Origin of the sequence: Polynucleobacter sp. MWH-UH35A, from assembly GCF_018687075.1 — a bacterium.
Classification (GTDB): domain Bacteria; phylum Pseudomonadota; class Gammaproteobacteria; order Burkholderiales; family Burkholderiaceae; genus Polynucleobacter.
Genome location: NZ_CP061285.1, coordinates 836423 through 854421 on the forward strand (window position 1 = coordinate 836423; position 17999 = coordinate 854421).

Sequence of the window (17999 nt, forward strand, 5' to 3'; positions counted from 1 at the left end):
AGACTATGAAAACGACTTTCCTGGATTTTGAGCAGCAAATCGCCGAATTAGAGTCAAAGATTGAAGAGCTGCGTTTTGTGCAAGATGAGTCATCGGTAGATATCTCCGATGAGATCAAAACGCTTGCCGAAAAAAGCCAGCAGCTAACCAAAGATGTTTATGCCAACCTCACTCCTTGGCAGGTATCTCAAGTAGCGCGTCATCCACAGCGTCCTTACACATTAGATTACGTTGGTGCTTTGTTCACCGACTTTCATGAGTTACATGGCGATCGCACTTTTGCAGATGATCAATCCATCATCGGTGGCTTAGCCCGTTTTGAAAATCAACCCTGCATGGTGATAGGTCATCAAAAGGGTCGCGATACTAAAGAGCGCGCTCTGCGAAACTTCGGCATGAGTCGTCCTGAGGGATATCGCAAAGCAATGCGCCTGATGCGCTTAGCAGAAAAATTTGGCATTCCCGTATTTACCTTTGTTGATACCCCAGGCGCATTTCCTGGTATCGATGCAGAAGAGCGCAATCAATCTGAAGCGATTGGTCGTAACTTATATGTTCAAGCTGAACTCGAAGTGCCCATCATCGCCACCATCATCGGTGAGGGTGGCTCTGGCGGTGCATTAGCCATTGCGATGGGCGACGTCGTATTAATGCTGCAGAACTCTACCTATTCCGTGATTTCTCCTGAGGGTTGTGCTTCTATCTTGTGGAAGACGGCGGACAAAGCTCCTGAGGCCGCCGAACAGTTGGGTCTTACAGCACAGCGCTTGAAGGCTTTGGGTCTGATTGACAAGATTGTGGCTGAACCAATTGGTGGTGCGCATCGGGATTACGACAACATGATGAGCAATATGCGCAAAGCTCTTGCTGAATCTTTAAAAACGTTTGACGGTATGAAAGTAGATGCATTACTTGAGCGTCGTCATGAGCGTTTGATGAGCTATGGCAAGTTTAAGGAAATCACAGCCAAGTCCTAAGCTAGGAAAACGAATTGCGGTTGCCTTGAGTGGCGGCCTCGATTCGGTTGTGTTGCTCGACACAGTTTGCAAAGCGCAAGCTAAAAATCAAAATCAAATCTATGCCTTTCATATTCATCATGGTTTACAAAAGCCGGCGGATGACTGGTTAATTTTCTGCGAGAAGCTCGCAAAACAATACAAGATCCATTTTGATTTTAGGCTGCTTCATCTTGCCACCGAGGGGGCTAAAGGTAATGTTGAGGCAAGGGCAAGGGCAGGGCGTTACGAAGCCCTTGCTGATCTTTGTGAAGAGTATGGCATCGAAGATTTGCTCTTGGCGCATCACCAGAACGATCAAGCGGAGACAGTCCTCTTGCAACTCCTCCGAGGCGCTGGTGTGGCGGGCCTATCAGGCATGCCCCACAGCAGAACATTGGATTTCAACAATCACAGCATCACTCTTTGGCGCCCGCTCTTAAATCAGAGTAGACAAGAGCTTGAGGCTTATGCAAAACAACACAAGCTCAAATGGATTGAAGATCCTAGCAATCAAAATACAAAATATCGTCGTAATGCGATCCGTAAAAAAATTATTCCCGCTTTAGAAAATATTCAACCCGAAGCATTGGCCAATATGGCGCGTAGTGCGGAGCTGCTTAGTGAAGCGCAAATACTGCTCAACCGCTTAGCGCAGCAAGATGGCAAAAGCATTTTCGATCAGGCTCGCCTAAAAGTATTGCCGCTATTGGCCTTAGCAAATGATGACTTACCTGCAGCCAATAATGTGTTGCGCTATTGGCTTCAAACACAGCAGTTGGCAATGCCATCTCAAGATCGCTTACAGTCTTGGTGGCGTGATCTTGCTAAAGTTAAACCAGGTGCCAATCTTGAGTGGCTACATGATGAGAAAAAAATCTATCTATGGCGTGGAGCTCTCCAAGTAGCAGGCACTGAAGAAGGGCGTTGGATTCTTAAACCATTGCCAAGCAACTCCAAGCAATTGGGGCTTTCTGCTGATTGGGTTCAAGAGGCACAACAAAACAATCAAATTAGCCTTAGGGAGCGTCAAGGCTCCGAGAAGATGCAGATTAAGCCTAGGACACCACGTAAAACCCTCAAAAACCTCTATCAGGAGGCTGATATACCGCCCTGGGAGCGTCAGGCACCCTTGCTCTATATCAACGATGAATTGATCGCCGTAGCTGGTATTGGGCTTAGTTATCCGCACCTAACATCGTCTGGTAGGCGAGTACTCCCAGAATGGGTGCAAAACCCTGTAAAATAAGCCCTTTTTAGACCCTCAAGGATTCATTTCCTTGTTACAGATAGTTAAATAGACGGTTTTATGGCTCTTATCGTTCATAAATACGGCGGCACCTCAATGGGCTCAACTGAGCGCATTGCCAATGTTGCTAAACGCGTTGCTAAATGGATGCGTGCAGGCCACCAGGTGGTGGTGGTGCCTTCAGCGATGTCTGGTGAAACCAATCGCTTGTTAGGTCTCGCAAAAGAAATTAACCCCGAAGCAAGCCCACGTGAGTTAGATCAAATTGCCTCTACCGGTGAGCAGGTGAGTTCTGGCCTGTTAGCGCTGGCTTTAATGCGTGAAGGTATTGACGCAGTAAGTTATGCTGGCTGGCAAGTTACTGTGCATACGGATTCTTCCTTCACGAAGGCTCGTATCAAGAGCATTGAAAGCGATAAGATCCTCAAGGATCTCAATGCGGGTCGTGCTGTAGTGGTCACCGGATTTCAAGGTGTTGATCCAAACGGCAATATCACCACATTAGGCCGTGGCGGTTCGGATACATCGGCAGTTGCGATGGCGGCAGCCTTAAAGGCTGATGAGTGCTTAATCTACACAGACGTTGATGGCGTTTACACAACTGACCCGCGTGTTTGTGAAGATGCACGTCGCTTAGACAAAATTACCTTTGAAGAGATGCTAGAAATGGCAAGCTTAGGTTCAAAGGTATTGCAGATTCGTTCAGTTGAGTTTGCTGGTAAGTACAAAGTTAAAACCCGGGTTCTGTCTTCTTTGACAGACCCATTGATGCCTTTAGCTGAAGAGATGAGCTCAGGCACCTTGATTACATTTGAAGAGGACAGCACTATGGAAGCCGCAGTTATTTCCGGCATCGCCTTTGCGCGTGATGAAGCGAAGATTACCGTTCTTGGAGTTCCTGATCGTCCAGGTATTGCCTATCAAATTCTTGGACCGATTGCGGATGCAAATATTGATGTTGACATCATCATTCAGAACCAATCTGTTGAAGGTAAGACAGACTTCACATTTACTGTGCCACGTGCGGATTACCAAAAAGCGCTTGATATTCTGAAGAACACTGTGCAAGCACACATTGAAGCAAAAGAAATTTCTGGTGATCCAAAGGTTTCTAAAGTTTCAGTGGTGGGTGTTGGCATGCGTTCTCATGTTGGTATTGCTAGCAAGATGTTCCGCACATTGTCAGAAGAGGGCATCAATATCTTGATGATCTCGACTAGCGAAATTAAGATCTCCGTCGTCATCGATGAGAAATACATGGAATTGGCTGTACGTGCCTTGCACAAGGCGTTTGAGTTAGATCAGAAGTAAGTAAAAAGCGTAATAAATCCCTTAGAAGCGGTTATCCGTTAAACTGTGGGGCGTTGTAAGAGTAAGAAGTACGGAGACGTGGCCGAGCTGGTCGAAGGCACTCCCCTGCTAAGGGAGCATCGGGGCTAAAACTCTGATCGGAGGTTCGAATCCTCTCGTCTCCGCCAAGTACTTAAAGATAAAGGGGCTCATGGCCCCTTTATTTATTTCTAACACTCAACTACAAATGATCGTTAGTTGAGCATGAATAGTTAGTTAAATCCGTTCACGGCCTGCATATAGCCCTGGATGTATTGAGGCGGAACAAACAGGTCTGTCTTCACACCTGTTTTGGAAGATAGAGTGATGATAAAGCCCGTCTTTGCTTTGTCTTTGATAAATGTCCCGGGCAATTGAATGGAAACCACTTCTCTAAAGATGCATCCTCTGTCACCACAAGCCCCAGCTTCCCTACCAACTACCTTAAAGCTTGTGGCAGGTGCACCTTCTTGAGTGGCTGAATCGTAGTAACGCCATTGTGAAAAATACGTTAACTGCGCAATCAATTCATATGTCTTTGATCCTTGCTTGTCTTGCTCAGCTTTTAGGCTAAACATTTCATAGGTATTGGCTTCATCCATCGTATTGATCGGAGGGCCTTGATAGGTTTTTCCGCCAGTTGCTGAATTTGGCGTAATGATGGTGGAGTGATATACGTCATTCACTTCCCAACCGCTAATTTTTCTGTCATTCATATTGCAGGCGGCTAGAGCACAAATTGCCAGCAATAAAGCTACTCGATAGATGATGCGATGCATATAAAGCTCCCTAAGTTCTCCAAATAATACTATTTTTAGCTTAAGCACCGTCTTTATAGCCCCTGAGCCTCGGTCGCTAAACACCTAAGGCCATCTCTTAATCCATTTTCTCTATTAGGGTATCTCACTAGTAAATTAATATACTTCACAACTTCACAACTTCAGTAGTTGTGATATAGTGTCAGAACTGGGAGATGAAATGAAGCGACAGATACCAAAAACACATCAAGCCTTGGAATGGGTGGGGAAGGGCATGACTGCTGCTCAAGCAGCCAGAAAGATGCAAATTTCAGAATCCAGTGTGTATGCCGCTCTCAGAAAGACTAGGGCGAAAGAAGTGGGCTGTTGTCCAACGTGTGGTCACAAAATAAGGAACTAAGATGAAAAAGACTCTATTAGCAGCTGTATCGATTTCCGTTGCTGCGTTTGCTTATGCAAATACATCACCGTCAGATTCCTCTGCGTTGGTAAATCAGCAGTGCAAGATCTCTGCGGAGGCGGTATCAACCTTGAAGGGTTTGCGTTATGGCAATACTTCAATCCGCAAGGATGTGTCTACATTAATCAATACGAGCTTAAAGACACAGGAGAATCGCGATCTAGCACAAAAGACTTTGAATTTGATGGTTGATGACAAGTTAACCGATGTGAGAAGTCTTGAGGGTAAGTATTGCTCTTAAGATTCAGTCTGTAGCCAGTGCGGAGTGCTGAATGTCCTGATTGTGGGAATGTGAGGGCATTGTTCAATCAGTGTCCGCATTGTGATTCTCTCAATTTGCCGATCTTAAGTTCGGATACGATTGAGCTCAATATTAAGCAAGACGGGCCTTTGGTTGAGGAGGCTCTAGATCGGTTGACGGACTACCTTCGCAAATCCATGGAGGTGGGCGTCAAGGCGATAGTGCTGATTCATGGCTATGGCTCAAGTGGAGAGGGTGGTCGAATCAAATGGGCTATTCATGATGCGCTTGAAAATAATCGCTATTCAGACAGGGTGGATGAGTACTATTTTGGTGAAGACGTCCCCTATGCTAGCGAGGCTTACCATTCGTTACTCAAACGCCGTCCAGGTTTAAAACGATATCTCAAGCGATTCAAGGAAGGGAATGCCGGTATGACAGTTTTACTACTGGGATCACAGGCTAGAAGTGCTTAGAATAGCGTTATACAAGCAATTAATCAGAAACTTAAGTCTTTTCTATTAGGTACATATTTCCATGACTGCTAAGAAAACCGACCAATCAGTTGCGCATGATGACAGCTCAAAAGGCGCTGAAGGTCTAATCAGTGAATTCAAATCTTTGATGGCTGATGCTGAGGCCCTCATTAAGGCGACTGAAGATCATCCAGGTGCTGCCGTTAGCTCGATTCGCAATAAGGCTTTAGAAACACTTGCAGGTGCGAAAGAAAGCCTCTCCGGTGTAGAGGGCAAGATGCTAGATAAGGCAAAAGTCGCTGCTGAAAGTGCAGATGATTTTGTCCATCGCAATCCCTGGGAGGCTGTTGGTGTTGCTGCGGGCTTAGGCTTGCTCATTGGTTTATTTATTGGTCGCCGCTAGATTGCTATGTCACAAGAAAATTTACTTTCCTCTATTAAGGGCCTTGCTTCTACTGGAGTATCCATAGCCCAAACACGTTTAGAGCTTTTATCACTAGATGTGCAGATCGCTAGAAGCAAATTCATCAGTTTGCTTGTGATGATTATTAGCGCCTTGTTCTTCTTATTCTTTGGCCTTGTGATGCTGGCATTGCTGATTGTGATTTATAGCTGGGAGACCGATCGCATGTTGGCTCTCGGATTATTAACGGGTGCTTTTTTATCCGTGGGCCTGATTCTGGCGTTCTTAATTACTCAGTCACTACGTAAGATGCCAAAATTATTTGAGGCATCTATTACTGAATTAGCCAAAGATCGCGAAGCACTTTCAAAATGAGTGAGCATTTAAAGGCGCTAGAGCATCGCCAACACGAGCTCAAACTTCAGGCGCACCGTGAGCGTAAGGAGTTTGCTGAACATTTTGAGGTATGGGAAAAGCCGCTATCTTGGGCTGACAAAGGAATTGATGCAGCCAACTTCCTAAAGAACAATCCCATTCTATGGACGAGCGCCTTTGCAGCACTTGCGCATTACAAACCTAAACTGGCAAGCAAAGTTTTGGCTGTAGGTTGGGGCGCTATGAAGATTATTAAAAGCGCTAAAAAACTAATCTAAGTTTTTAGAACGGAATGGTGGCGAATGCCGGATTGATTTAGAAGCGTACTGCCATCTAAGTAAGTAATTTCCAGCAGGGTTATCGCGCCACAAACTTCAAAGCCGGCGCCACGCATTAATTTGTCTGCAGCAACTAGGGTGCCGCCAGTAGCTAGCACATCATCAAGCAACAATACTTTGGCATCTTTAGGTAAGGTAGATTGCTGAATTTCTAAAGAGTCATTGCCGTACTCTAGACCATATGCCTCTCGATGACTGGCCAGGGGAAGCTTATTGGGCTTTCTGGCCAGCGCTAAACCTTTGTGCGCATGGTGGGCTAGAGCTGACCCAAAGATAAAACCTCGTGACTCAATGCCCAAGATGTGGGTGTAATCAAATTGCTTGGCAACCTCATCTAGCTGGCGAATGGCCTCTTTAAAGGCTGCTGGGTTGGCTAGAAGCGGGGATATATCCCTAAAAAGAACACCGGGCTTTGGAAAATCTGGAACTCCGGGTAGATAATCTAATAAACGCATAGCCAACCATCATGAAAACAGAACTTCTCATTATTACCGCATTAGAGACTGAGCTCAAGCGCGCAGCATTGCCAAGTGGAGTAGAGATTGTGTATTCCGGAATTGGCAAAATTAATGCAGCCTTGACCACCATTAAAGCAATTCACCAGCATTCTCCAAAGAGAATACTGAATTTTGGTACCGCCGGCAAAATTAAGTCTGAACTACATGGCTTACTAGAAATTGGTAAAGTGATTCAACGCGATATGGATGCTGAGCCACTAGCGCCACGCGGCAGCACACCATTTTGCAATAGACCCCAGGAGTATGTTTCTACCGGCCAATTTGTATGCGGCTCCGGTGATAGTTTCGTGACAGCATACGATCCCTGGTTGCATAGTCAAGGCGTGGATGTCGTCGATATGGAGCTATTTGCCATTGCTGCAATTGCACATGAACACAGAATTCCTTGGCAATCGTTTAAATACATCACCGATGAAGCAAACGAGAGCTCTGGAGAGGATTGGCATGCCAAGGTTCATCATGGTCAGGAACTCATGTTGGAGAAGCTCAAGGACATTCTCTCAGGTTAGTATTTCATATGGAATGTTGGATGCCATTTTAAAAAGGATAATTACCGGATGATGCATCAGCGCTTTGATTACATCATTGTTGGCGGAGGATCTGCTGGTAGTGTGATGGCTGGTCGCCTCAGTGAGGACGCCAATTGCAGCGTAGCTTTACTTGAGGCTGGAGGTAATGGCGATAGTTGGGTTGTTAAAACCCCTGCGGCTGCAGTGGCGATGTTACCGACGCATCTTAATAATTACGCATATGAAACAGTCCCGCAAAAAGGTTTAAATGGTCGTCGTGGCTATCAGCCACGAGGTAAATGTCTGGGCGGGTCTTCTGCGATTAACGCGATGATTTACACAAGAGGTCATCGATCTGACTATGATCACTGGGCATCCCTCGGTAATGTAGGTTGGTCATACGATGAGCTACTACCGTACTTTAAGAAAAGCGAAAACAACACTACATTCAAGAACCTATTCCACGGCAATGACGGCCCATTAGCGGTTTCGAATCTGCAATCAAATAATCCTTTTCAGCAAATCTATATAAATGCCGCCAAGGAGACGGGCTTTCCCATTAATGAAGACTTCAATGGGGCGGAGCAAGAAGGACTAGGTATTTATCAAGTTACTCACAAGAATGGCGAGCGCTGGAGTGCAGCGCGGGGTTATTTGCACCCACATATGGGTAAGCGCCCCAATCTTCATGTAAAAACTGGTGTTCAGGTTGAACGCATTCTATTTGAAGGAAAAAAGGCGATAGGGATTGCCTATACCCAAGACGGAAAGCGACACACCTTGCATGCCAACAAGGAAGTGATTCTTTGCGCTGGCGCGTTTCATTCTCCGCAATTGCTAATGGTCTCAGGAGTAGGCCCTAAAGATCAATTACGTCAGTTTGAGATACCGCTGATTCATGACCTTCCTGGGGTTGGTCAAAACCTACAAGATCATCCAGACTTTATCTTTGGATACTCAGCCAATAGCCTTGATCTTATTGGTATATCTTTAGCAGGTTCCGTTAAGTTGGTCGGTGAAATCCTCAAATATGCTCGTATACGTCATGGCATGATTGCGACCAACTTTGCAGAAGCAGGCGGCTTTCTGAAAACAGATCCCAGTCTTGACGCACCCGATGTGCAGCTGCATTTTGTAGTCAGCCTAGTGGAAGATCATGCCCGTAAACTACATATGGCCCATGGTTATTCATGTCATGTGTGTGTGCTAAGACCAAAGAGTCGCGGTCAAGTGACTCTGGCTAGTGCCAATATGAATGATGCACCTTTAATAGACCCCGCTTTTCTAATCGAAGAAGAAGATCTAGAAACCTTGGTTAAGGGTTATAAATTAACTAAAAAATTAATGGATGCTCCTGCATTTACCAAGATACGCAAAGAGGATATCTTTACGCCGAATGTAAAAACTGATGACGATATTCGGGAGATTATTCGAGAGAGGGCAGATACGGTTTATCACCCAGTAGGCACTTGCAAAATGGGTAATGATGATATGGCCGTGGTTGATTCAAACCTCAGAGTTCACGGAATAGAGGGCCTTCGTGTTGTTGATGCATCTATCATGCCGACTTTGGTTGGCGGCAATACTAATGCTCCCGTAATCGCCATTGCTGAAAAGGCTGCGGATTTGATCCGAGAGGATCGTTAATCTAATTCATCGAAATTGGGTGCGCGCTTTTCTATAAATGCTGTGAGCGCCTCTTTGGCTGCCGGACTATGTAGTCTATCGATAAAGAGCTTGCCCTCAATATCGATTTGCTTGAGTATTGCAGCCTTAAGCTCACCACCTTTTAATAATGACTTGGTTCGTAAAACGGATCCCAATGATAGGGCAGCAAGTTTTTTTGCGCGCTGTTCTGCATATGGCAATGCGGATGGTTCTAAAACTACCTTGTTTACAAATCCAAGCGCCTGAGCATCTTCTGCGCTAATAGGCTCACCGAAAAGTAGAATTTCAGACGCCTTTTGATGGCCAACGAGGCATGGGAGCAATAAAGATACTGCACCCTCTGGAACCAATCCCAGCGAAACAAATGGAAATATAAAGCGCGCATCCTTTTGGGCGTATACCAAGTCACAATGAAACAGCATTGTTGCCCCAATACCGACGGCAACCCCATCAACAGCAGCAATCAAGGGCTTGGTAAGACCTGCCAGCACCTTTAATAAGTTAATGGGTGGAGCATCTTCATGAGTGATAGGGGATTGCATGAAATCCGCAATATCGTTTCCGGCTGAGAAGGAATTTCCAGCGCCAGATATCAACATCACTTTTACTTGAGGGTTCTGATCGGCCTCAGATAGTATCTGCGTAAGCTCACGATACATGGCGTTGGTAAACGCATTCTTTTTCTCAGGACGATTTAACAATATCTTGAGAATTCCGTCAGACAAATAATGATTAATCATGAGAATTAAGCAGGGCTTTTAAGTAATGCGTCTTTAGTTTGATCGTATTCAGTCTTTAAACGAGCAACAAACTGTGCCGTAGGTGTAACCGCTTTTACGGCCCCAATACCTTGCCCGCAGCCCCAGATATCTTTCCAGGCCTTCTGAGCTGCCCCGCTAAAGTTCATCTTGCTGGGATCGCTTTCGGGGAGATTGTCTGGATCCAACCCGGCATTACGGATGGAGGGTGCTAAATAGTTACCAGAAACGCCGGTAAATAGGTTGCTCAAGACGATATCATCTGAATTGCAGTCGACTACTGCTTGCTTGTAGGCGTCACTTGCGCGCGCTTCCTCAGTGGCGATAAATGCCGAGCCAATATAGGCATAGTCAGCACCCATTGCTTGAGCAGCCAATACTGCACTACCAGTGGCAATGGAACCACTCAGAATCAACGGGCCTTTAAACCATTCCCGAATTTCCTGAATTAAAGCAAAAGGACTTTTAATACCAGCATGTCCGCCAGCACCAGCAGCAACAGCGATTAAGCCATCAGCACCTTTTTCAATTGCTTTCCTAGCAAAGGCATTATTAATAACATCATGTAAGACGATGCCGCCATAACTATGCGCAGCTGTATTAATTTCTTCGCGAGCACCTAGAGAGGTGATGATGATTGGAACTTTATATTTAACGCACAGCGCCATATCGTGTTCAAGACGATCATTACTCTTGTGCACAATTTGATTAATGGCAAAAGGGGCGGCAGGCTTATCGGGATGTTCTTGGTTGTATGCATCCAGAGCAGTAGTGATTTCAATCAACCACTCCTCAAGTTGCTCTGCAGGTCTAGCGTTGAGGGCAGGCATAGACCCAATCACGCCCGCCTTACATTGGGCAATCAGCAGCTTGGGGTTGCTAACAATGAATAGTGGGGCGGCGATGACGGGCAAATTTCCATTTGCCAAATGTTTGCCTAGAACTTCTGGAAGAGGTTGATGGTTCATATGGTGTATTTAATTGGTATGTAAATTACTGCTTTGCTTTGTACCAAACTTGGGTACGTCCCAATAGTGGGACGCCTATATAACCGCGAACATCCATTTTTTTGCCATCTTCAGTCGCAATCTTGACGCGATAGATCTCACCTTCCTCTGGATCTAAAATTCTGCCATCCGACCAGACGCCTAGCTTGTCTCGCTTAAGATCGGTCATGATTTTCATACCGAGAATCGGTTTATCTTTGCGATCATCTTTGCAAAGTGTGCAATAGACCAAGGGTTTTTCATTGGGCTTGGGGAAAGTTTTAATGATGGTACCTTCAAGTTTGCCGTTCACTTCATCAATTTTGATTAAAGAGGATGGTTCATTCGTCTTGTCATCGATCGTCTTCCAAACGCCAACAGCTGGATCGGCGGCTTGAGCATACGCATTGCCTGTAAGAAGACCTAGAAAGCAGGCTGATAGCATGAATTGTTTTTTTAACATCCTGATGTCTCCTAATAAGCAATGATGTCGATTAATTCTGATAAATGTTATTTAACAACGCTCAAATATTCCAGCTGCGCCCATACCAGTGCCTACGCACATGGTGACCATCGCATGCTTCAGTTTGCGTCGCTGCAAAGCGTGGATGGCGGTAGCAGCGCGGATAGCGCCTGTAGCGCCCAAAGGATGCCCAAGGGCAATAGCACTTCCTAATGGGTTCACCTTGCTTTGATCTAAACCAAGATCTCGAATGACAGCTAAGGACTGTGCTGCAAATGCTTCGTTCAACTCGATCCAATCTAAATCCTGCAAATTGAGTCCAGCCAGTTTTAATGCAGCCGGAATCGCTTCTTTAGGTCCAATCCCCATAATTTCAGGAGGAACACCTTTTACTGCAAAGCTCACAAAGCGCGCCAAAGGAGTTAGCCCAAAAGTCTTAATGGCTTTTTCACTAGCGAGGATGAGTGTGCCAACACCATCTGAGGTTTGTGAGCTATTACCAGCGGTAACGCTACCCCTAGCTGCGAATGGCGACTTCAGTTTTGCCAGACCCTCAAGAGAAGTGTCAACCCGCGGGCCTTCGTCTTTAATAAACTCGCGCCACTGAACCTCTACTTCACCTTTATCTAAGTTCATAGAGCGTTGCGCTACTTTGACTGGGAAGATTTCGGAGTTAAATTCACCTGCTGCTTGAGCGGCCATAGCTTTTTGGTGCGAGTTAAACGCAAAGGCATCTTGATCCTCGCGACTAATCTTCCATTGCTGAGCAACTTTTTCTGCGGTTAGCCCCATGCCATAAGCAATCCCAATATTCTCATCACCCATAAAGATCTCAGGTGACATGGATGGGGAGTTGCCTCCCATCGGAACCATGCTCATCGACTCAACACCGCCAGCAATCATGACATCTGCTTCACCAACCCGAATGCGATCGGCTGCCATGGCAATGGCATTTAAACCTGATGAACAGAATCGATTGACGGTGATGCCGCCGACGGTATTAGGTAGCCCACCTAAAAGAAGTCCAATACGGGCAACATTTAAGCCTTGTTGAGCTTCTGGCATTGCACACCCAATAATGGCATCCTCAATTGCTTTGGGATCCAAAGTAGGAACTTGCGTTAAAACATGTTGTAAGGCGTTGCCCAGCAAATCATCGGGACGAGTATTTTTTAATGCACCTCGACCAGATCTGCCAACAGCACTGCGAGTGGCTGCTACGATATATGCGTCTTGAAGATTTTTCATATTGATGTCTCAGTAAATTAGTTGCGGACAGGCTTGCCGGTTTGGAGGATGCCCATAATTCGTTCCATCGATTTGGGGTGGCCAATGAGTTCAACAAAAGCTTGGCGCTCAAGTTTGAGGAGCCAGTCTTCGGTAACAAGAGTGCCTGCATCAACATCGCCACCAGTAATAATGTCAATGATTTTCTTGGCTATATGAGCATCGTGTTCTGAGATAAAACCACCATCACGCATATTGACTACTTGACCCATGACAGTTGCTGCAACAGAGCGGCCGCCAACCGGAATGAGTGTGGGGATAGGTGGCCTGTATCCAGAATAGCGCATAGCTTTCACCTGGTCTTGAGCCAAAGCGAGTAATTCATAGACGTTTGGAACAATGATGTCGCCTTTTTGCAAGTAAGCCATCTTCATTGCCTCTTGAGCAGATGAAGAAACCTTGGCCATTGCAGCATTTTCAAAAGCGGCTTTCGTGAAATCCAAATAATTGGTATTGCCAGCCAATGCAACGCCTTGGGCTGCACGTATGGCTGCCTCTTTAAGGCCTCCACCAGCGGGTAATAGGCCAACACCAACTTCTACCAATCCAATATAGCTTTCCATTGCAGCAACCCTGCGTGCAGATTGCAGAACTAATTCGCAGCCACCACCTAAAGCAATGCCGGAAACTGCAGCGACAACTGGTACTTGGGAATATTTGATTTTCATCATCGTGTCTTGAAATTCTTTGACGAAAGGCTCAACACCAGCAGGGCCACCTTTCATGACCATTGGCATTGCGGCTTCTAAATTGGCTCCCGCAGAGAACGGTCCACCAGGTGTGCCTAGCTTTAATGAAGTGGGTTGCCAGATCACTAAGCCCGCATAGTTTGCCTCGGCGATTTCTACAGCCTTTTGCAGGCCACTTAATACGTCTGGGCTGAAGGTATTCATCTTCGAGCGGAAGGATGCAATTAAGACTTCTGGCTGATTAGCATCGACCCAAGCGCGGAAATCTGTATTTTCGTAAATAGTAGTGCCAGCTGTTTTCGGATCAGGTGAACCATCTCCGAGTAATGGCGCTCTAAATACTTGCTTTTGATAAACCGGCAGAGAAGAGCGGGGGATGTATTTATTTTCAGAGGTAGACCATGAACCTTCGGGGGTATGGAAAGCTTGCTTATCAACTACTGGACCGCTAAATAGCCAAGCAGGCAAGGGCTCTTTGCTCAGTGTTTTGCCGGCCTCGATATCTTCTTTAATCCAGTTTGCTACTTTGGTTACCCCGGCAGCTTGCCAGTCTTCGAAGGGTCCTAAATTCCAGCCATAACCCCAGCGCATTGCAAAGTCAATCTCACGGGCAGATTGCGCAATCTCGCCGAGGTGAATGGCGCAGTAATGGAAGATATCGCGATAGATGGCCCACAAGAATTGGGCTTGCGGCTCATCGGTTTCGCGAAGTAGCTCAAGCCGTTCAGCAATAGGCTTTTTAAGAATGCGCTCAATCAGTGGTTCAATTGTTGCAGTAGAGGGCTTGTATTCACCAGTAGCGGCGTCCAATACAAGAACATTTTTGCCATCCTTGCGATAAAAACCGGCTTTGGTCTTTTGACCAAGCGCACCTTTTGCAATCAGTTGAGTAACTACCTCAGGTGTTTTAAAGATTGCCGAGAATGAGTCGCCTTGTAAAGCATTTTCCATGGTCTTAATAACATGGGCCATGGTATCGAGGCCAACAACATCACTTGTTCTAAAGGTGGCTGATTTAGCGCGACCCAACTTACTGCCGGTAATGGCATCTACTTCATCAAAACCTAGGCCAAACTTCTGTGCTTCAGCAAAGACTGCCAAAATTGAGAAAACACCTACGCGATTACCAATAAAGTTCGGTGTATCTTTAGCGCGCACAACCCCCTTACCCATTGTGGAGGTCATAAACGTTTCTAAGGCATCTAATACAGCATGATCGGTATCGGCCGCCGGAATGAGTTCTAGTAAATGCATATACCTTGGTGGGTTAAAGAAATGCACTCCGCAGAAGCGCTTCTTTAGGTCGCCTGAAAAGCCTTTGGCGAGTTCGCCAATTGGCAGGCCTGAAGTATTGGTGGCAAAAAGTGCATGCCCCGGAATATGTGGAGCTACTTTTTCATAGAGAGCATGCTTCCAATCTAGGCGCTCAGCAATCGCTTCAATAATCAGGTCGCATCCTGCCAGAAGGCCTAAGTCATCTTCGTAATTCGCCGGGATGATGAGATTGGCTTCTGAGGGCAAGCCTAAAGGGGCGGGCTTCAGTTTTTTCAGGTTCTCAATTGCTTTTATAGCAATCGCATTTTTATTAACGGGTTTACCGTCATCCGATTTGCTCGGTAAGTCAAATAGCACAACTGGAAGACCGACGTTAATGCACTGTGCAGCAATCTGAGCGCCCATAACGCCAGCACCTAAGATGGCAACTTTTTTAATAATCTTGTTATCACTCATGTTTAGTCTTTCAGAAAAAATCAGCAGGCATAGCCATTAAGGACTTAGAACCAGCGCGTGCTTGACGGATCAGCATGGCAGTCTCGGGAAGTAGTTTGTCAAAGTAGAAACGGGCAGTAGCTAGCTTTGCTTCATAAAAAGGATCTTTGCTTGCTTTATTGGCTAGAGCAATTTTTGCCATGCGTGCAAATAGGTATGAGTAAATTAAGTGACCCACCACGCGTAAGTAAGGCACTGCAGCAGCGCCAACTTCTTCATGATTCATCATCGCTTTCATGCCAATCTCTTTGGTGAGCTTTTCAACCTTGACGGCGATATCGGAAAGAGGGTCAATAAATTCTTGCATTTCTTTGCGGACACCCTCATCTTCAATAAAAGCTTCAATGATCTTGCCAAATTTGGTGAGCTTTTTGCCCATATCGCCAAGCACCTTGCGACCCAAAAGATCAAGAGATTGAATGGTATTGGTACCTTCATAAATCATATTGATGCGGGCATCACGAACGTATTGCTCCATACCCCATTCAGCGATATAGCCATGACCACCAAATACCTGCATACCTTCATTGGTTGCAGTAAATCCGTTATCAGTTAAGAAGGCCTTAATAATTGGCGTGAGAAGGGCGACCATTTCACCCGTTTCTTTGCGAACACTTTCATCTGGATGATTTAGTTCTTTATCAATCATAAGTGCAACCCAGTAAGAGAACGCTCTACCAGCTTCTGCGTAAGCCCTTTGCGTGAGCAGCATCCGGCGTACATCAGGATGAACAATAATCGGATCTGCTGCTTTTTCAGGTGCTTTGGCTCCAGTCAAGCTCCGCATCTGTAAACGCTCTTTAGCGTAAGCAACTGAGTTCTGATAGGCCACCTCAGTTAACCCAAGACTTTGCATGCCCACACCAAGACGAGCGGCATTCATCATCACGAACATTGCATTTAAACCTTTATGCGGTTCACCAACTAGGGTGCCAATTGCGCCATCAAAGTTCATGACACAGGTAGCATTGCCATGAATACCCATCTTGTGTTCAAGTGAACCACAAGAAACTGCATTGGCACTACCAATAGAGCCATCGGCACCAACCTTAAACTTCGGAACAGCAAATAAAGAGATGCCTTTGCTTCCTACAGGAGAGTCAGGTAAGCGTGCCAATACCAGATGCACAATATTTTCTGCAAGATCATGATCGCCGCTAGAGATAAAAATCTTGGTTCCAGTAATGGCGTAAGTGCCATCGGGTTGTGGTTCGGCTTTTGTCTTTAATAAACCAAGATCAGTGCCGCAATGGGGTTCTGTCAAGCACATGGTTCCAGTCCACTGGCCAGAAACTAATTTTTCTAAATAAGTTTTCTTCTGCTCCGCAGTTCCATGGGCATGTAAGCACTCATAAGCGCCATGTGAAAGGCCTGGATACATCGTCCACGATTGATTTGCAGAATTCAGTGTTTCATAAAGAACGGTATTGAGAAGTTGCGGCAATCCTTGACCACCGTATTCAGGATCGCAGGATAGGGCAGGCCAACCCCCTGCAACATACTGCTCATAGGCTTGCTTAAAGCCAGTAGGCGTTGTCACTGAGCCATCATCATGACGTGTGCAACCTTCCTTGTCACCAACCTGATTCAGGGGAAAGGCAATCTCACTTGCAAACTTACCAGCCTCCTCAATAATCTGGTTCATAGTGTCCTTATCAACATCTTGATAAGCTGGTAGGGCAGAAAACTCTTTGCCAGCATCAAGCAGTTCATGAATCACAAATTGAATATCACGCAGAGGTGGGTTGTATTGAGGCATGTCAGATCCAGAATTTAAATAATTGATTAAATGAGAAAAGAAAGTAATGGATGTAAAAAGAAAGTTAAATAAAGAAGTTAAATAAGAAAGTCAAATAGAGAAGACGACTATTTAATTACTTGTTGAGCAAGAAAAACATTTTTAATGAGTTTTTTGGCTAAGCTAAGGCTTTTGGGATTCTGTAAAAATCTCGAGTCGTGATGGGCTCCAAGCACAATGCTGTAAAGGTTAAAAAGCATTTCTTGGGGAACCACGGACTTCTTGAGATCGCCAGCAGCAATAGATTCTTTGATAGCCCGCAAAAGAGCAGAGCGCCAATCTTCGACGCTGCGAACTAATTCATCACGAACTATTCCGGGGCGGTCATCAAATTCAGCAGCGCCAGCAATAAAGAAGCAGCTAGAAGTGTTTGCGCCAACACTCATTTTGATCCAAGCATCGATCATGTAGCGCAAACGAGGCAATCCTTTAGTCTTAGTTAGGGCGGGAATAAAAACAATTGCAGAGAAATATTCGTAGTACTTACGAATCACTTCAATTTGAAGTTCCTCACGTGAACCGAAGTGGGCGAAGACGCCGCTCTTGCTCATGCCAACGGTTTCAGCTAAACGGCCAATTGTGATGCCCTCTAAACCCGACTTGCTAGCAATATCCAAAGCGGCTTGCAAAATGACAGATTTTGTTGCCAAACCTTTTTTGGGTTCAGCAGTCAAAGCTGGAGAACTAGACCTTGTATCAAGCATGGATATCAATAATTACTGATTTTGTTGTAAAAATAATACGATCGTTCGTTTATATTACAACAATATGAAATCGTCTAGAACCCCATCAAATAAGGCCTCTGTAATTCCTACTATCTATAGGGCTAAGTAATTTATTGCATTGCAAAATAAATAAAGGGAAAACCCGAGATACAAAGGCTAATGAATCTAATTAAGATTCATGAAGTTGTTTTAGATTAATTAGAA

At 45.5% G+C, this 17999-nt stretch carries 19 protein-coding genes and 1 tRNA gene; 11 read left to right on the top strand and 9 right to left on the bottom strand.

What is annotated here, in order from left to right; translation table 11 throughout:
• The first annotated feature begins 5 nt into the window (after window positions 1-5).
• The 4 genes from ICV36_RS04435 (at window position 6) to ICV36_RS04450 (ending at window position 3722) form a co-directional block, all read left to right on the top strand.
• Window positions 6-977, top strand: coding sequence for an acetyl-CoA carboxylase carboxyltransferase subunit alpha (locus ICV36_RS04435; protein ID WP_215361765.1), 972 nt, complete (start codon window positions 6-8; stop codon window positions 975-977).
• Window positions 943-2244, top strand: a complete 1302-nt coding sequence (gene tilS, locus ICV36_RS04440; RefSeq protein ID WP_215401378.1) for a tRNA lysidine(34) synthetase TilS — start codon at window positions 943-945, stop codon at window positions 2242-2244. The genes ICV36_RS04435 and tilS overlap by 35 nt, the downstream gene beginning before the upstream one ends.
• A gap of 60 nt (window positions 2245-2304) precedes the next feature.
• Window positions 2305-3555 (top strand): aspartate kinase, encoded by a 1251-nt coding sequence (locus tag ICV36_RS04445; protein WP_215401379.1) that lies wholly within the window; start codon window positions 2305-2307, stop codon window positions 3553-3555.
• A 72-nt stretch (window positions 3556-3627) separates the two neighbouring features.
• Window positions 3628-3722: transfer RNA gene (locus ICV36_RS04450), tRNA-Ser, on the top strand.
• An 84-nt stretch (window positions 3723-3806) separates the two neighbouring features.
• Here the strand turns inward: ICV36_RS04450 and ICV36_RS04455 are convergent.
• Window positions 3807-4352, bottom strand: a complete 546-nt coding sequence (locus ICV36_RS04455) for a hypothetical protein (RefSeq protein WP_215401380.1) — start codon at window positions 4350-4352, stop codon at window positions 3807-3809.
• Window positions 4353-4732: 380 nt separating this feature from the next.
• Between ICV36_RS04455 and ICV36_RS04460 the strand changes: the two genes are divergently transcribed.
• The 5 genes from ICV36_RS04460 to ICV36_RS04480 all read left to right on the top strand — a co-directional run bounded on the left by ICV36_RS04460 (window position 4733) and on the right by ICV36_RS04480 (window position 6564).
• Window positions 4733-5032 (top strand): hypothetical protein, encoded by a 300-nt coding sequence (locus tag ICV36_RS04460; protein WP_215401381.1) that lies wholly within the window; start codon window positions 4733-4735, stop codon window positions 5030-5032.
• A 95-nt stretch (window positions 5033-5127) separates the two neighbouring features.
• Window positions 5128-5508 (top strand): Smr/MutS family protein, encoded by a 381-nt coding sequence (locus ICV36_RS04465; RefSeq protein WP_251375087.1) that lies wholly within the window; start codon window positions 5128-5130, stop codon window positions 5506-5508.
• Between the two features lie 61 nt (window positions 5509-5569).
• A complete protein-coding gene (locus ICV36_RS04470) occupies window positions 5570-5911 on the top strand; it encodes a YqjD family protein (RefSeq protein ID WP_215401383.1) in 342 nt (113 codons plus the stop codon).
• Window positions 5912-5917: 6 nt separating this feature from the next.
• A complete protein-coding gene (locus tag ICV36_RS04475) occupies window positions 5918-6286 on the top strand; it encodes a phage holin family protein (RefSeq protein WP_215401384.1) in 369 nt (122 codons plus the stop codon).
• Entirely contained in the window at window positions 6283-6564 is a 282-nt protein-coding gene (locus ICV36_RS04480) for a YqjK-like family protein (protein ID WP_215401385.1), read from the top strand. The genes ICV36_RS04475 and ICV36_RS04480 overlap by 4 nt, the downstream gene beginning before the upstream one ends.
• Here the strand turns inward: ICV36_RS04480 and ICV36_RS04485 are convergent.
• The gene (locus tag ICV36_RS04485; RefSeq protein ID WP_215401386.1) at window positions 6561-7079 is read right to left on the bottom strand and encodes an adenine phosphoribosyltransferase; all 519 of its coding nucleotides are present in this window, start codon (window positions 7077-7079) and stop codon (window positions 6561-6563) included. The two genes, ICV36_RS04480 and ICV36_RS04485, sit on opposite strands and share 4 nt — an antisense overlap.
• An 11-nt stretch (window positions 7080-7090) precedes the next feature.
• On the opposite strand from ICV36_RS04485, the gene ICV36_RS04490 reads away from it, so the two are divergent.
• Both ICV36_RS04490 and ICV36_RS04495 read left to right on the top strand, forming a co-directional pair.
• Window positions 7091-7651 (top strand): 5'-methylthioadenosine nucleosidase, encoded by a 561-nt coding sequence (locus ICV36_RS04490; RefSeq protein WP_215401387.1) that lies wholly within the window; start codon window positions 7091-7093, stop codon window positions 7649-7651.
• A 51-nt stretch (window positions 7652-7702) separates the two neighbouring features.
• Window positions 7703-9298 (top strand): GMC family oxidoreductase, encoded by a 1596-nt coding sequence (locus ICV36_RS04495; RefSeq protein ID WP_215401561.1) that lies wholly within the window; start codon window positions 7703-7705, stop codon window positions 9296-9298.
• On the opposite strand, the gene ICV36_RS04500 is transcribed toward ICV36_RS04495, so the two are convergent.
• The 7 genes from ICV36_RS04500 to ICV36_RS04530 all read right to left on the bottom strand — a co-directional run bounded on the left by ICV36_RS04500 (window position 9295) and on the right by ICV36_RS04530 (window position 17774).
• Complete coding sequence (locus ICV36_RS04500) at window positions 9295-10059, bottom strand: enoyl-CoA hydratase (RefSeq protein ID WP_215401388.1); 765 nt, start codon at window positions 10057-10059, stop codon at window positions 9295-9297. The two genes, ICV36_RS04495 and ICV36_RS04500, sit on opposite strands and share 4 nt — an antisense overlap.
• Before the next feature lie 5 nt (window positions 10060-10064).
• Window positions 10065-11045, bottom strand: a complete 981-nt coding sequence (locus tag ICV36_RS04505; RefSeq protein ID WP_215401389.1) for a nitronate monooxygenase family protein — start codon at window positions 11043-11045, stop codon at window positions 10065-10067.
• A 25-nt stretch (window positions 11046-11070) separates the two neighbouring features.
• A complete protein-coding gene (locus ICV36_RS04510; RefSeq protein WP_251375089.1) occupies window positions 11071-11526 on the bottom strand; it encodes a DUF2147 domain-containing protein in 456 nt (151 codons plus the stop codon).
• A 51-nt stretch (window positions 11527-11577) separates the two neighbouring features.
• Entirely contained in the window at window positions 11578-12774 is a 1197-nt protein-coding gene (locus ICV36_RS04515; protein ID WP_215401390.1) for an acetyl-CoA C-acyltransferase, read from the bottom strand.
• A 17-nt stretch (window positions 12775-12791) separates the two neighbouring features.
• Complete coding sequence (locus ICV36_RS04520; RefSeq protein ID WP_215401391.1) at window positions 12792-15233, bottom strand: 3-hydroxyacyl-CoA dehydrogenase/enoyl-CoA hydratase family protein; 2442 nt, start codon at window positions 15231-15233, stop codon at window positions 12792-12794.
• 10 nt (window positions 15234-15243) lie between these two features.
• The gene (locus ICV36_RS04525) at window positions 15244-17031 is read right to left on the bottom strand and encodes an acyl-CoA dehydrogenase C-terminal domain-containing protein (protein WP_215401392.1); all 1788 of its coding nucleotides are present in this window, start codon (window positions 17029-17031) and stop codon (window positions 15244-15246) included.
• Window positions 17032-17138: 107 nt separating this feature from the next.
• Window positions 17139-17774 (bottom strand): TetR/AcrR family transcriptional regulator, encoded by a 636-nt coding sequence (locus tag ICV36_RS04530; protein ID WP_215401393.1) that lies wholly within the window; start codon window positions 17772-17774, stop codon window positions 17139-17141.
• Between the last annotated feature and the right edge of the window lie 225 nt (window positions 17775-17999).